At 73.8% G+C, this 13645-nt stretch carries 14 protein-coding genes; 10 read left to right on the top strand and 4 right to left on the bottom strand.

The features are described 5' to 3' along the window. Positions 1-2 precede the first annotated feature (2 nt). Complete coding sequence (locus IF30_RS0117795) at positions 3-671, bottom strand: hypothetical protein (protein ID WP_030238959.1); 669 nt, start codon at positions 669-671, stop codon at positions 3-5. 456 nt (positions 672-1127) lie between these two features. Here IF30_RS0117795 and IF30_RS0117790 point away from each other — a divergent pair, with 456 nt between their 5' ends. From IF30_RS0117790 to IF30_RS0117780, 3 genes are all read left to right on the top strand, one after another. Continuing rightward, entirely contained in the window at positions 1128-1880 is a 753-nt protein-coding gene (locus IF30_RS0117790; RefSeq protein WP_063752677.1) for a TetR/AcrR family transcriptional regulator, read from the top strand. A gap of 139 nt (positions 1881-2019) precedes the next feature. Next, positions 2020-2676, top strand: a complete 657-nt coding sequence (locus IF30_RS0117785) for a DUF6230 family protein (RefSeq protein WP_030238951.1) — start codon at positions 2020-2022, stop codon at positions 2674-2676. Positions 2677-2678: 2 nt separating this feature from the next. Then, positions 2679-3224, top strand: coding sequence for a DUF6114 domain-containing protein (locus IF30_RS0117780; RefSeq protein ID WP_324605636.1), 546 nt, complete (start codon positions 2679-2681; stop codon positions 3222-3224). 191 nt (positions 3225-3415) lie between these two features. Here the strand turns inward: IF30_RS0117780 and IF30_RS0117775 are convergent, their stop codons facing one another. Beyond that, positions 3416-4534: an NAD(P)-dependent alcohol dehydrogenase gene (locus IF30_RS0117775; protein WP_078891475.1), complete on the bottom strand. Its 1119-nt coding sequence runs from the start codon at positions 4532-4534 to the stop codon at positions 3416-3418. A gap of 158 nt (positions 4535-4692) precedes the next feature. Here IF30_RS0117775 and IF30_RS0117770 point away from each other — a divergent pair, with 158 nt between their 5' ends. The 7 genes from IF30_RS0117770 to IF30_RS0117740 all read left to right on the top strand — a co-directional run bounded on the left by IF30_RS0117770 (position 4693) and on the right by IF30_RS0117740 (position 11404). Further along, positions 4693-5589 (top strand): helix-turn-helix domain-containing protein, encoded by an 897-nt coding sequence (locus IF30_RS0117770; protein WP_030238943.1) that lies wholly within the window; start codon positions 4693-4695, stop codon positions 5587-5589. 121 nt (positions 5590-5710) lie between these two features. Next, positions 5711-6799, top strand: coding sequence for an alpha/beta hydrolase (locus tag IF30_RS0117765; protein ID WP_078891474.1), 1089 nt, complete (start codon positions 5711-5713; stop codon positions 6797-6799). Between the two features lie 53 nt (positions 6800-6852). Continuing rightward, complete coding sequence (locus tag IF30_RS0117760; protein WP_051710544.1) at positions 6853-7647, top strand: spermidine synthase; 795 nt, start codon at positions 6853-6855, stop codon at positions 7645-7647. A gap of 183 nt (positions 7648-7830) precedes the next feature. Beyond that, positions 7831-8646, top strand: coding sequence for a class I SAM-dependent methyltransferase (locus tag IF30_RS0117755; RefSeq protein WP_030238933.1), 816 nt, complete (start codon positions 7831-7833; stop codon positions 8644-8646). 277 nt (positions 8647-8923) lie between these two features. Continuing rightward, a complete protein-coding gene (locus IF30_RS0117750) occupies positions 8924-9589 on the top strand; it encodes a DedA family protein (RefSeq protein ID WP_030238930.1) in 666 nt (221 codons plus the stop codon). Between the two features lie 115 nt (positions 9590-9704). Continuing rightward, positions 9705-10376, top strand: coding sequence for an O-methyltransferase (locus IF30_RS0117745; RefSeq protein ID WP_030238927.1), 672 nt, complete (start codon positions 9705-9707; stop codon positions 10374-10376). 128 nt (positions 10377-10504) lie between these two features. After that, positions 10505-11404: a Gfo/Idh/MocA family protein gene (locus IF30_RS0117740; protein ID WP_030238924.1), complete on the top strand. Its 900-nt coding sequence runs from the start codon at positions 10505-10507 to the stop codon at positions 11402-11404. A 65-nt stretch (positions 11405-11469) separates the two neighbouring features. On the opposite strand, the gene IF30_RS0117735 is transcribed toward IF30_RS0117740, so the two are convergent. Both IF30_RS0117735 and cutA read right to left on the bottom strand, forming a co-directional pair. Further along, positions 11470-12588 (bottom strand): hypothetical protein, encoded by a 1119-nt coding sequence (locus tag IF30_RS0117735; protein ID WP_030238922.1) that lies wholly within the window; start codon positions 12586-12588, stop codon positions 11470-11472. Positions 12589-12916: 328 nt separating this feature from the next. After that, the gene (cutA, locus tag IF30_RS0117730) at positions 12917-13246 is read right to left on the bottom strand and encodes a divalent-cation tolerance protein CutA (RefSeq protein ID WP_030238919.1); all 330 of its coding nucleotides are present in this window, start codon (positions 13244-13246) and stop codon (positions 12917-12919) included. Positions 13247-13645: the final 399 nt, after the last annotated feature.

The raw sequence follows: 13645 nt of genomic DNA, 5'->3' as shown, positions 1-13645 counted from the left end.
CGTCAGTTGACGAAGAGGACCGGGCTGCCGGCGACGGAGGTGTCGGTCACCGGGCCGTAGGTGGCGCTGAAGTAGCCCGTCGAGAAGCACAGGCCCGGGCCGGAGACCAGGGTGAAGGGCTGGGCGGAGAAGCCGATCGTGTTGCCGGTGTTGGAGGTGGTGCCGTTGATCCCGGTGGAGTTCTGGTAGTTGCAGCTGATGCTGCCCAGGATGGTGCTGAGCACCACGGTCGTGCCCATCGGGCCGGCCGCGCCGGGGGCGAGCTTGACCGGGTTGCCGGGGGCGTCGCTGACCGTGTTGGTGAACGGCAGGTTGGTGACGGTGATGCTCCTGACGCCCGTGACGCCCAGGACGTTGGAGGTGCAGGAGCCGAAGGTCTGGGCGTTGAGCTGCTCGACGGCGCTGCCCGGCGCTGCCGGGTTGGCGGTGACGGTCGCCGAGAAGGAGGAGGCGGCGCACTTGATGCCGCTCGTCCCGGTGGCGCTGTTGTAGAAGGTCGCGTAGCTGCCGGAGGCCAGGTTGGCCGTCAGGACGTCGCCGACGGCGACGGCCGGGCCGGACGGGCTGCCGGTGGTCAGTACGGCGGATGCGGCCTCGGCGGGTGCCATGGCCGCGCCGGTGAGGGCGAGGGCGGTGAGGGCGGCGGTGGCGAGGGTGCGGCGGATGCGCATGAGGGTGCCTCTCTCCGTCCCGTGGGGACGGGTGGGGGAATCCCGGCGTGCGGGTGTGGTGGTGTGCACGACGGGGGAGGTGCCTGGCGTACCGGGGCTCCGGCGGGGGGCCGCGGTGGGGGCGGGCCCGGCGCCACGGGCCCGCTCGTGCGGTATGGCGGTGAACGGATGTGCGCGGGGCGGGCGTCCGGCGGTGCGGAACGCGGCGGCACTGCGCCGGGTCGGTGCGGACGTGCGGTGGTGCGTGGAGGTTGCACGTCGGCGGCTGCCACCGCCGAGGGCCTGTGTGCGCCGTGGTCCGTCGGCCCCTTGGCCCCTCGGTCCGTGCGGTTCGCCCGGGTGGTGGGAGCCCCTGGAGGTCGGCCGGTGGCGGCCTGCTCGGCCACCGGTTGGAAACCTGTCAGTGTTGTAAACCAGATGTTGCGTCAATGTCAATACAGGACACAGGAGTTGGTGATGGAACGGAACTACCTCCGGAGTGCCGACGTGGTCCTGCTGCCGGGCGCGCGCACCGGCCGCGATCCCGCCCGGTCGATCAAGCCCGGCCCGCGCCGGCTGCCCGCGGGCGTGGTCGCCGCGACCCAGCGCGAGCGGCTGCTGGACGGGCTGGTGCAGACCGTCGCCGAGCGCGGCTACCGGCACGCCACGGTGAGCGACATCTGCCGTGCGGCGGGCGTGACCAGGCCGGTCTTCTACGAGTTGTTCAGCGGCAAGGAGGACGCCTTCCTGGCGGCGCACCGGTACGGGACGGGGGTGGTGATCCGGCGGATGGCGGCGGCCTTCGCGGCCGAATCGGACTGGTGCCACGGGATCCGGCAGGCTCTCGGCGCGATGCTCCAACTACTCGCCGGTACACCAGCGTTCGCCACCATGGCGGTGATCGAGGTCGAGGCGGTCGGCCCCGCCGGGCGGCGCGAGCGCGACCAACTCCTCAAGAAATTCCGGGCGTTCTTCGCCGAGGTGCCCCAACTGCCTTGCGGGGTGGCTGTCCAGGAGATCGTGGACGCGGTGGTGGGCGGTGTCCACAGTGCGATCTACCGCCGGGTGGACTCCGGCCGGACCGAACAACTCCCGGATCTCCTGCCGGGGTTGAGCCTGTTCTGCCTGGCACCGTTCCTGGGCCCGGCGGAGGCGGCCGCGCGGCTCGGGTCGGGAATCGGTGAAGATCCTTCGTGCACCCGTATTGACCCGGCCAATACCCGGCAGTAGCTTACCAGTTACCCACCGCGCTCCGACCGGATCCGCCCCGCTGCCACGGGGCGGACGGGCCGGTCGGGCCGGCGAACGCTGTCCGCGCCAGGACGACGTGCCAGTGCCTGCACACCCCACCCACCCACAGGGAGCACACATGGCCATGTCCGAGGACGCCGCTGCGGCGGCCGAGACCGAGCAGACGCCGACCGGGCCGAGAAGAGGCCGGGTCCGACTGAAGCGCACCGCCCTGATGGCCGTACCGGCCGTCGCGGCCGGGGGCGTCCTGATGGCGCTCACCGCCCAGGGCGTGCTCGCCGCGCAGTTCTCCATCTCCGGCATGCCGTTCACGATCACCGCGGACAAGCTGGAGGGCCAGGGCTTCGCACAGTTCGGCGGCCTGGACTCGATGATCCCCGACAGCCCCAACGCGGGCTCCACCGGCGGGCAGGTGCTGGTCGCGGTGTCCGCGATCAAGACCGCCCAGATCACCAACCTGTGCCAGAGCGTCGACCTCGGCGGCATCAACCTGGTGATCCACGCGGGCGACGGCGGCACCCCCGTCAGCGCCACCAACCTCACCACCGACTCCGACATGCTCTCCGGCGACGCGGAGTTCACCAACATCGAGATCGGCGGCGACGCCAGCACCTACACCAAGGCCGGCCCGGCGGGCAAGGGCAACCCGGGCGTCTTCGGACAGCAGGCCGACACCGTCCAGCTGACCCACCTCAACCAGCACAACTACGCGAGCACCGCCGTCGGGTTCAAACTGCCCAACCTGCGGCTGAGCTTCAACTCCCAGGGCTGCTGAGCATGACGGCGTCCGTACCGGAACCGGCCGCGACCGGCGAGAGCGCCCCGACACGCGCCGAGGAGGTGGCGGCCGAGGGGACGGCCGCCACACCCCGCGCCGCTGCCACGGCTCCCGCCGCCGAGCCCGCCGCCCGACCGGCCAAGCGCGACTGGCGGGGCAGGCGACCGTTCTGGGGCGGGCTGCTGGTGACGCTCGGCGGGGCCGAGGTCCTGTTCACCCTCAAGGCCCCGCTGCCCGTCGTCCTGCACGTCGGCATGCAGGGGCTGGCCGGGTACCTGGTGCCGGCGGTGATGGTGCTGTGCGGCCTGCTGATCCTGTTCAACCCGGCGCAGCGGCTGTTCTACTCCATCCTCGCCGTCCTCGCCTCGCTGGGCAGCTGGATCACCTCCAACATGGGCGGCTTCCTGCTCGGGATGCTGCTCGGGGTGGTGGGATCCTGCCTCACCTTCGGCTGGCTGCCCGACCAGCCGCTGCGCCGGGGCCGGCAGCGGCGGCTGGAGCGCCGCGAGGCGCGGAGGAGGCCGGCCGGGACGGCCTCGGTGTGACGCGGGTGCCCCGCGTCCGGGTGGCGGGAGAGCGCCGGGACGCGGGGCACCTTCGTGCGGGCTCAGGTACGGGGTCGGAGTACGGGGTTCACGTACGGGGTCCTGTACGGGGGTTCCGTACGGGTTCCGTACGGCGGGACGTGCCGCCGTACTGGGCGGCCGTTCCGCGCGCCGGCCGTCAGAGCCGACCGTCAGATGGTCGCGGCGTCGATGACGAAGCGGAACCGGACGTCGCCGTCCAGCACCCGACGGTAGGCCTCGTTGATCCGGTCGGCCGGGATCAGCTCGATCTCGGCGGTGATGCCGTGCTCACCGCAGAAGTCCAGCATCTCCTGGGTCGCCGGCAGGCCTCCGATCATCGACCCGGCCAGCGAACGCCGCCCGGTCAGCAGCGCGTGCGCGTTGACCGTGACGGGCTTCTCCGGCGCGCCGAGCTGCACCATGGTGCCGTCGACGCGCAGCAGCCCCAGGTAGGCGCTGAGGTCGAGGTCGGCGGAGACGGTGTTCACGATCAGGTCGAAGCTGCCCGCGAGTTCGGCGAAGGTCGCCGGGTCTGAGGTGGCCCGGTAGTGGTCGGCGCCGAGCTTCAGACCGTCCTCGCGCTTGCGCAGCGACTGGCTGAGCACGGTGACCTCCGCGCCCATCGCGTGGGCGAGCTTCACGCCCAGGTGGCCGAGACCGCCGAGGCCCACGATCGCGACCTTCTTGCCCGGGCCCGCGCCCCAGTGCGCGAGCGGCGAGTACAGCGTGATGCCCGCGCACAGCAGCGGCGCGGCGGCGTCCAGCGGCAGGTTGTCGGGGATGCGCAGCGCGTACGCCTCGTCGACGACGAGCTCCGTCGAGTAGCCGCCGTACGTCGGCAGGCCGTCCTTGCCCGTGTCGTTGTAGGTGAAGACGACGCCGCCCTCGCCGGTGCAGTACTGCTGCAGGCCGGCCCGGCAGTTGTCGCACTCCCGGCAGGAGTCGACGAAGCAGCCGACGCCGACCCGGTCGCCGACCTTCCAGCGGGTGACGCCGGGGCCGACCTCGGCGACCACGCCGGCGATCTCGTGGCCCGGGACCATCGGGAAGATGCCCGTGCCCCAGTCCTCACCGACCTGGTGGATGTCGGAGTGGCAGATGCCGGAGTACCGGACGTCGATCACGATGTCCTGCGCGCCGACGGCCCGTCGGGTGACGGTGGTCTTCGCCAGCGGGGCGTCGGGCTGCTGCGCCGCGTAGGCAGCGACGGTGCGGGTGGTGCTCGCGGTGGTGGTGCTCGCGGTGGTGGTGTTCGGGGTGGTGGTGCTCTGCGGCGTCTCGTTCGTCATGCCCCAAGCCTGCGGCGGCCCGATCGGGCCAGCCAGATCAACGATCAACGTACGAAGCCGGGACGTAGGGAGGCGGGACGTACGGCCCCGGAACGTACGCACGGCAGTATCACCCTCGCGCCCGACCCCCGGCACCGGATCGCCCGCATACTGCAGTCATGGACCAGCGCACCGAACTCAGCGAGTTCCTCCGATCCCGCCGCGCCCGGCTGCGACCCGAGGACGTGGGCCTGCCGGACACCGCGACCAGGCGCCGGGTGCCCGGGCTGCGCCGCGAGGAGCTGGCCCAGCTCGCCGGAGTGAGCACCGCCTACTACACCCGACTCGAACAGGGCCACGGCGAGAGCGTCTCCACCGCCGTGCTGGACGCCATCGCCAGGGTCCTGCGGCTCACCCCCGCCGAGCGCGAGCACCTCGGCCGCCTCACCAAGCCGCCGCGCCGCCGCCCCGGCCGGGCCGCCGCCCGGGTGCAGCGGGTGCGGCCCGAACTGCAGCGGCTGCTGGACGCGATGGAGGGCGTGCCCGCGTACGTCCTCGGCCGGCGCCTCGACGTCATCGCGTGGAACCGGCTCGGCACCGCCCTGTTCGGCGACTTCGCGGCCATGCCGCCCGAGCAGCGCAACATGGCCTGGCACGTCTTCCTCGACCCGGGCGCCCACGAGCTGTACGTGGACTGGGAGGGCAAGGCCTCCGACATCGTCGGCATGCTGCGGCTGGACGCCGGACGCGACCCGGACGACCCCAGGCTCGCCTCGCTGATCGGTGAACTCTCCGTCAAGAGCGAGGAGTTCCGCCGTCTCTGGGCCTCCCACAACATCCAGGACAAAGGCCACGGCACCAAGCTCCTGCACCACTCGGTGGTCGGCGGGCTCAGGCTGCAGTACGAGACCCTGCGCCCGGCCGGCGACGCCGACCAGGTGCTGGTCGCCTACCACGCCGAACCGGGCTCGGCCTCGGCCGAGTCGCTGCGCCTGCTGGCCAGTTGGGCGGCCACCGAGTTCCAGGCGGGCGAGTCCGAGGCGAGGGCCGAGTCCGGCGCCGAACAGGCCCGGTAGCGCAACCCGGCCGGCCGGACCGGCCGCCGAGCGCCGCGCACCTACCGGCCGGTATCGTCGGGGCGGAACGGGTGGTCACCTGCCGCAGCGGCAGGCAGAGCAGAGGATCGGTGCGGCGGCGATGGAGTTTCGGGAAGACATCCTGGGGGCGCCCTACGAGGCGGCGGAGCTGGAGCTCCGGGCCGACACCGAGGGCGCCGTGTGCGCGACGCTCGTGCGGCGGGTCGTCCCCGGCGCGAAGCGGGCGGTGCTCTACATCCACGGCTACAACGACTACTTCTTCCAGACCAACCTGGCCGACCACTACGCCGCGCTCGGGTTCTCCTTCTACGCGCTGGACCTGCGCAAGTACGGACGGTCGCTGCGGCCGCACCAGTCGCCGAACTTCGTCCGGGACCTCGCCGAGTACGACGAGGAGATCGACGAGGCGGTGCGGATCATCCGGGAGGTGGACGGGCACCGGCAGCTGTTGGTGAACGGGCACTCGACCGGCGGGCTGGTCGGGGCCCTGTGGGCCGGGCGGCGGGCCGGGCGCGGACTGGTCGACGGCCTGTTCCTGAACAGCCCGTTCCTCTCGATGCCCGCCGCACCCGCCGTCCGGACGGTCGGCGCACCGGCGGTGCTGGCCATCGCGCGGCTGGCGCCGACCCGGGTGCTGCCCTCGACGCTCAACCCGCACTACACGCACAGCCTGCACAAGGACCACAGGGGCGAGTGGGACTTCGACCTCACCCTCAAGCCCGCCGAGGGGTTCCCGCTGTTCGCGGGCTGGCTCGCGGCGATCCACCAGGGGCACCGGCGGCTGCGGCGCGGGCTGGGGATCGACGTGCCCGTCCTGCTGATGGCGTCGACCAAGTCCGTCACCACCACCAAGTGGCACAACGCCCTCCACCACGCCGACGCGGTGCTGCGCGCCGACGACATCGCCGCGCAGGGGCCGAAGCTCGGCCGGCACGTGACGATCGTGCGGATCGAAGGCGGCATGCACGACCTGGTGCTCTCCGCGGAGACGGCCCGGACGCAGGTGTTCGCCGAACTCGACCGCTGGCTGGCCGCGTACCTGGACGTCAAGGCCGCGCAGCCTGCCGAGGGCGAGCAGCCCGCCGGGGACACGCAGCCCGCCGGGGACGAGCAGCCCGGCGGGGACACGCAGCCCGGTGAGGACGTCCGGCCGGTCGGCGACGTCCGGTCCGTCGGGGAGAACGCGTGACGGACGAGCCGGTGCCGGTCGGGCGGCGGACCGACCTCGGCTTCGCCAAGCTGATGCCGGACCTCGACCGGGACGGCGGCTGGCTGCTCACCCTGGACGGCACCCCGCAGTCGTACGTCGACCTCGCCGACCCGACCCACCTGGAGTTCGAGTACACCCGCCGTCTCGGCCACCTCGCCGACACGCTCGCCGAGCCCGGCCGGCCGCTGGACACCCTGCACCTGGGCGGCGGCGCGCTGACCCTGCCCCGCTACCTGGCCGCGACCCGGCCCGGCTCGCGGCAGCGGGTGGTGGAAGTGGACGGCCCGCTGCTGGAACTGGTCGCCGAGCACCTGCCCTGGCAGGGGCCCGGCGCGGACGTCTCCGCGACCGTCGGCGACGCCCGGGCGGCCCTCGCCGGCATCCCGGCGGGCTCGCAGGACCTGGTGATCGCGGACGTCTTCCACGGCTCCCGCACCCCCGCGCACCTGACCTCGGTCGAGTTCGTCGGCCTGGCCGCGGGCGTGCTGCGCGACGGCGGCTGCTACGCCGCCAATCTGGCGGACGGCCCGCCGCTGGCCTTCGCCAGGGCGCAGGCGGCGACGGTGCGGGCGGTGTTCCCGTACGTGTGCCTGGTGGCGGAGGCGTCGGTGCTGCGCGGCCGGCGGTACGGCAACGTGCTGCTGGCCGGCTCGACGGCGCCGCTGCCCGCGGCGGAGCTGAGCCGGCTGTTCGCCGGCGACGTCTTCCCGGCCCGACTGGTGGACGGCGACGACCTGGCGGCCCTGGTCGGCCGCACCGCCCCGGTCACGGACGCGGACGCCACTGACTCCCCGCCCCCGCCCGACGGAGCCTTCACCCTCGGCTGAGCGGCGCCGCGCCGCCGGCCCGAGCACGTCCGGGAGGCGGTCGCCCGCCGACGGGCGGCCCGGGACGCGGAGGGCCGAGGCCGGACCGTGGCGGGCCGCGCGTCGGGCGGGGGCGTCGCACGGACGGGTGTCAGAATCGGCGCGTTCACGACCGCGGGCGGAGTACGGCGAAGGAGCGCAACGATGAGTGGCGGGGTGGAACGGCCCGAGTTGGCGGCGGTGCCGGAGACGGCGCTGTGGACGCTGTGGCACCGGGCGTTGGAGGCACGGCGGCCGGACACCGTGCTGCCGGACCCGAAGGCGGTCGAGCTGGTGGACCGGATCGACTTCCCGTTCGCCGAGAAGTTCGGGGAGAACACGCTGCTCAGCCAGCTGCAGGCGCTGCGGGCCGCCTGCTTCGACCGGGAGGTGGCGGACTTCCTGGAGCGGTGCCCGCGCGGCACGGTGGTGGGGCTCGGGGACGGGCTGGAGACGCAGGCGTGGCGGGTCGACAACGGGCGGGCGGCCTGGCTGTCGGTGGACCTGCCGGAGACGGCCGCGCTGCGGGAGCGGCTGCTGCCGCCGGACGAGCGGCACCGGATCCTCGCCTGCTCCGCCAACGACCCGCGCTGGATGGACGAGGTCGACCCGGCCGACGGGGTGCTGGTCAGCACCGAGGGGCTGTTGATGTACCTGCGGCCACAGGAGGTCCGCGAGCTGATCGCGGCCTGCGCCGAGCGCTTCCCCGGCGGCTCGCTGGTGCTCGACGCGGTGCCGCGCTGGTTCAGCAGGCGGGCCGTGGAGGGCAGGCTGCGGGACCGGTACTACCAGGCGCCGCCGATGCCGTTCGGCATGGACGCGGACGAGCGCGGCAAGCTGGCCACCGCCCACCCGGCGGTCACCGACGTGCGGGAGGTGTACCCGGAGGGCGGGCGCGGCCCGGTGCGCGCCCTGCTGCCGCTCGCGCGCCGGGTGCGGCAGCGGCCGTCCGTCGTCGCACTCCGGTTCGCCGGGGCGTAGGGGGGGCGGCGCGGTGGGCGCCGACCGCGCCGGAGGGCGTCCGCCCGGTCGCGGTACTTTGCCGACTCTTGAAGAAATGCGGGCCGGACTGGAACCATGACGTCCGGCCGCACGTCGAAGTCGACGGGTGATCGGCCAGGGGGACGGGCCCGCCCGGCACGTTACCCTGCCCTGAGGGGGAGCGGCGTCGTGCCGCCATCGGACGAAGACTGCCGGGACCGGCCCGCGGCTCCACGGAGGGCGCGGCCGGTCCCGTCCTGCCACGGAGGTACTGGCCTTGCACATCGACGCCTGGATCGAGGGCATCCCACCGGCCGCGGTGTACGCCGTGGTCGGCCTGATCATCGGCATCGAATCACTGGGCATTCCGCTGCCCGGCGAGATCGCCCTGGTCACGGCGTCCCTGATGGCGGTCAAGGGCGTGGTCAGCCCGTGGGGGGTCGCGGCCTGCGCGGTCGCCGGCGCGATCATCGGCGACTCGATCGGCTACTCGATCGGACGCAAGGGGGGCAAGCCGCTCTTCGAGAAGCTGGGACGCAAGTTCCCCAAGCACTTCGGCCCCTCCCACCTGGCCACCGCCGAGCGCTCGTTCCAGAAGTGGGGCATGTGGGCGGTCTTCTTCGGCCGGTTCATCGCCCTGCTGCGCATCTTCGCCGGCCCGCTGGCGGGCGCGCTGAAGATGCCGTACTGGAAGTTCCTGATCGCCAACGTGCTGGGCGGCGTCGTCTGGGCCGGCGGGACGACCCTGCTGGTCTACAAGGTGGGCAAGAGCATCGAGCCGTGGCTGGCCCGCTTCTCATGGGCCGGTCTGGCCGCGGCGATCGTGGTCGGGGCGCTCTCGGCATGGATCATGAAGCGCCGGGCCGCGAAGACGCACGCCAGGATCGAGGCGGAGGAGGCGGCCGCCGCGGCCGCGGCCGCCAAGACCGTGGTCGCGGAGTGACCGACCACGGCTGACGGCCGTCCCGGAGCACCGCGCCCTCGAAGCAGCGGGAGCCGTCGGGCCCTCGGAGTAGCATCGGCGGGGTACTTGCCGATCTTGCACTCTGGAGGGCCCGATGGCGTTGCAGGCGACGTGGGATGCCGTGGACGCGTACTTCTCGGAACAGCTGGTCGGGCACGACCCGGTGCTGGAGGCCGCGGCGGCCGCCGCCGACGCGGCCGGGCTGCCGGAGATCGCGGTGGCCCCCAACCAGGGCAAGCTCCTGCACCTGCTGGCGCTGACCCAGGGCGCGAAGCGGATCCTGGAGGTCGGCACGCTCGGCGGTTACAGCGCGATCTGGCTGGCCCGGGCCCTGCCCGCGGACGGCGTCCTGATCACCCTGGAGATCGACCCCCGGCACGCCGAGGTGGCCCGGGCCAACCTGGCCGCCGCCGGGCTGGAGGCGGTCGCCGAGGTACGGCTGGGCCGCGCCGCCGACTCGCTGGCCGCGCTGGTCGAGCAGGGCGTCGAGCCCTTCGACCTGGTCTTCGTCGACGCGGACAAGCCGAGCAACCCCGAGTACTTCCGCCGGGCCCTCCAGCTGACCCGGCCGGGCTCGCTGATCATCGTCGACAACGTGGTCCGCGGCGGTGCCGTCGCCGACGCGGACAGCAGCGACCCCGCCGTGGTCGGCACCCGGGCCCTGCACGAGCTGATCGCGGCCGAGCCGAGGGTCACCGCGACTTCGGTGCAGACGGTCGGCAGCAAGGGCTACGACGGCTTCACGCTCGCCCGCGTCCAGGGCTGAGGCACCGGGCACGGCAGAGGCGTCGGACGCCACCGGAACACGGCCCGGGGCGCGGCCGAGCGACCCGGTACGGTGGCTGACCGACCGGCTGCGGCCGCGTCACCAGGCACACGAGGAACGGAGACATCGTGCGGATCGGACTGCTGGGCACCGGCCCCTGGGCGGAGCGGGTGCACGCGCCCGTGCTGGCCGAGCACCCCGGGCTGGAGTTCACCGGCGTCTGGGGCCGCCGCCCGGAGGCGGCCGAGGCGCTGGGCGCGGCGCACGGCGTGCCCGGGTACGCGGACCTCGACCGGCTGCTGGCCGACGTGGACGCCGTCTCCATCGCCCTGCCGCCGACGGTCCAGGCGGGCCTCGCGGTGCGGGCCGCCGAGGCCGGCTGCCACCTGCTGCTGGACAAGCCGGTCGCGCTGACCGTGCCGGACGCCAGGGCCGTGGCCGCGGCGGTGCGGGAGCACAAGCTCGCCTCGGTGGTGTTCTTCACGGTGCGCTTCGGCGGCCCGCAGATCCCGTGGATCGAGGAGCAGGCGGCGCTGGGCGGCTGGTACACCGGCCGCTCGGACTGGCTCGGCTCGGTGTTCGCGCCCGGCAGCTCCAGCCCGTACGCGGCGTCGCCGTGGCGGCAGGAGAAGGGCTCGCTGTGGGACGTCGGCCCGCACGCGCTGTCCGTGCTGCTCCCCGTGCTGGGCGACGTGACGCAGGTGACGGCGGTGGCCGGGCCGTTGGACGCCGTGCACCTGGTGCTGCGGCACGCCGGCGGGGCTTCCAGCACGCTCGCGCTCAGTCTGACCGCGCCGGTCGCGGCGGGCGGGACGGCCATGGAACTGCGCGGCGAGCACGGCGTGGTGCACCTGCCGGAGCGCGGCGAGGGGCCGCTCGCCGCCCTGCACCGGGCGCTGGACGCCCTGCGGTCCGCCGCGGCCTCCGGCGAGCCGCACGCGTGCGGGGTGGACTTCGGCCTGCGGGTGGTGGAGATCCTCGCGGCAGCCGAGCGCTCGCTGGCCGCAGGTGGTCCGGTGGACGTGTGAGGTACTGAGGTCCCGGGGCCCGGTCCCCGGGTGCCGAGACCCCGGAGCCGCCCGCCCCGGCGTCGTCAGCGCGGCAACCGGGGCGCCTGGGGCGGTTGGGCCGCCCCCGGGCGGCGGTCGGTCGGGCGGGTCGGGGGGATGACGGCTGCGCGGAAGTCGCGCGGGCCGGTCCACAGGGCGGGGACGGCGTCGCTGCGGCGGGCCAGTTCGTACGCCACGGCCTCGTAGTTGACGCGCCAGCCGTGGAAGTGCGGCCAGGCCTCCTCGACCGGGCGCTCGCGGGGGAAGCCGGCCGCGCTGATCATGGCGACGGCGCCCAGGTACTCGGCGTAGGTCAGCCGGATCGGGACGTCCGGGTCCGGGTCCGGGTCGAAGCGGATGCGCAGCGAGCGGGCGATGTCGCGCATCGCGGTGAAGCCGGCGCGGAGCACCAGGCGGGCCTCGGGCGGGGCCGAGCGCGGGCACAGGGCGAGGTGCAGCGCGGCGGCGTCCATCACGGCGATCAGGCCGACCACCCAGCTGCGGTTCGGCTGAGGGGAGCGGAAGGAGAGCAGCACCGGGTAGTTGGAGTGGCTCTCCCCGATGTCGGCGGCCAGGCGCTCCCAGTCGCGGTAGAGCTGGGGCAGCGCGGTCTCGGTGTCGACCAGGGACTGACGGGCCAGCAGCTCGGGGCCCCACGCGGGCTCGCCGGCCCGGGACTGCAGGAGTGTCACCTCGGTCTCGCGGCGCTGGTAGGCGGCGTACAGGGTCGGCAGGTAGGAGATCTGCAGGGCGATCACCAGCGGGCCGCTGGCCGCGGCCATGAAGTCGATCGCGGACAACTGCAACCGCTCGCCGCTCGCGAAGCCCAGGGTGAAGAGGCTGGAGCCGGCCTCGCGGATGGCGGTCGTCCAGCCGAAGTCCGATGTGCCGTGCAGCAGCAGGGTGTAGGCGAGCAGCATCCCGCCGAGCCACATGCCGAGCATGCCCAGCAGGACGAGCGGCGCCAGCCAGGTCAGTGCCCGGTCCTGCGCGCGGTACCCGCCGAAGGGGGTGGCGGAGAGCCGGAGCACGGTCCGTAGCACCGCCCAGAGCCGGTTGACCAGGGACGAGTAGAGCCCGCGCGGGACGACCAGCGTGCGCAGGATGCTGCCGACGATCAGCAGGAGCAGCAGTGCGCCGAGCGCGGTGTGGATCAACCTCATGGCGCCATTCTGGCGGTCGGCCGGGGCGGTCGCGTCGCGGGGCGGCCGTCGACGTCGGGCGCGGCGGGCGGTCGGCACTCGCGCTATGACCATGATCACACCGCTTTCGTGTCCTCCTGGCCGGGCCCCCGTCGCCTCTGACTGTTCGAAAGGGCTGCAGCGCGAGCGGAATCGGAGGCCGGACCGTGCGTGCACGCCGAGGTGGCGGGGCCGAGGGGGAGAAGCCCGCCGCGGCCGACGCCGGGGCGGCCGCGGGGAGGGTGCGACTGCCGGCCCCCGCGCGCGGATGCTCGGCGGTCGTGCGGATGCTCGGCGGTCGCGCGGGTGCTCAGCGGTCCTGCGTCGTCTCCGCGTCCACCCAGTCCAGGTAGGCGGTCGAGCCGGTGACCACCGGAACGCCGACGACCTCCGGAGTGTCATAGGAGTGCAGCTCGGCGATGCGCGCCGCCAGCCGCTCGGCGAGCTCGGCCCGGGTCTTCAGGTCGATGCGCCACTCCGCGGAGTCCCGGACCTCGCCGTCCCACCAGTAGACGGACCGGACGGCATACACCTGCGCACACGCGGCGAGCCGGTCGCGCACCAGCGCCGAGGCGAGGTCGCGGGCCTTCGACTCGTCGTCGTGCGTCGTGGTCACCACGAGGAAGTCACGGTTCGTCATGCCCCGAACGCTACCCACCTCCTTCCCCCTGGGCTGCGGCTCGGCGCCCTCGCGCGCCTCCCCGCCGACGTGACCGACATCACGGGACCGGACTGAAACCCTGCCCCGTGGTTCGTCGATCTCCTCACCGGAATGACGAGGTCGACGATCACGCAGGGGGAAGTCATGACGGACGGCGGAGCGAGAGCGGGCCGGCCGGGTCGCAGGATCCGGCCAGGGGGGCCGACGGCGGCCGCGCCGACCAGGCGACCAGGGCGACCAGGCCCGCAGGGACCTCACCGCGTGACCGGCCGCCCCGTGCCGCAGGAGCGGGCGCATGGGTGAGTCCACGGTCGCCAAGGCCGTCCGTGAACTCACCGGCATGTGGTGGCCCGACGCCGATCCGGACAAGCTCCGCAC

The sequence above is a fragment of the Streptomyces sp. NRRL S-350 genome (genome assembly GCF_000719705.1).
Lineage (GTDB): Bacteria > Actinomycetota > Actinomycetes > Streptomycetales > Streptomycetaceae > Kitasatospora.
This window is presented reverse-complemented; position numbering and strand designations above follow the sequence as displayed.